Annotated in this window: 1 protein-coding gene; it reads right to left on the bottom strand. The window is 62.2% G+C overall.

Going from position 1 to position 574, the window contains the following annotated elements; translation table 11 throughout:
• Nucleotides 1-242 precede the first annotated feature (242 nt).
• The coding region (locus ACYZGB_RS22830) for a transposase (RefSeq protein ID WP_462391276.1) at nt 243-574 on the bottom strand (332 nt) is incomplete at its 5' end.

Here is a 574-nt window from a genome sequence, read left to right as displayed (position 1 = left end):
CAGCGGGTAAAGCACCTGCAGTCGTATATCCGGCATCTGTTGTGGGATCGTGAATGTCCCGTGCCGACATGGAATCTGCGTCACCGCGTCGCCACACGCTACAAGCGGCTGCGGGAGAGCCGGAAGAGTTATCGGCGTAGCGCGGTGTGGGAGGAACCCGATTGGCCATGATGGTCGATCATCTCGTCGCAAGTGGTGAATCAATACTGGCTTTGACGTGGTGTGCGTTCTCTGCTGGCTTATCAGTTTGGCATCACAAAGCTCTGGCGACTCTCCTTCCTGCCCAGCCTGGCTGCCTCGTCAAACGGCTTGTGATCGCGCAGCGTCGCATAACAGATGCGCGCGAGCTTGTTGGCCAGCGCGCAGGTCGCCTTGTTGTGGTTGCTTCGCCCCTGCACCTCCAGCGCCCATTGGCGCACACCCTGTATCTCTTTGCCCGCCCCTTGCGCCACCTTGGCCGCTCGCAGCACACTGCGCGCGCCGTGCGTGAGCAGCATGCGCAGGTAGCGGTCGCCTTTCTTGGAGATGCGCCCCAGGTAGCGGCTGCCGCCCGAGCTGTACTCGCGGGGCGTTA

The organism is Acidovorax sp. Q11, assembly GCF_054950075.1.
Note: the sequence above shows the minus strand (reverse complement) of the source record. Positions and strands in the feature narration are given on the sequence as shown.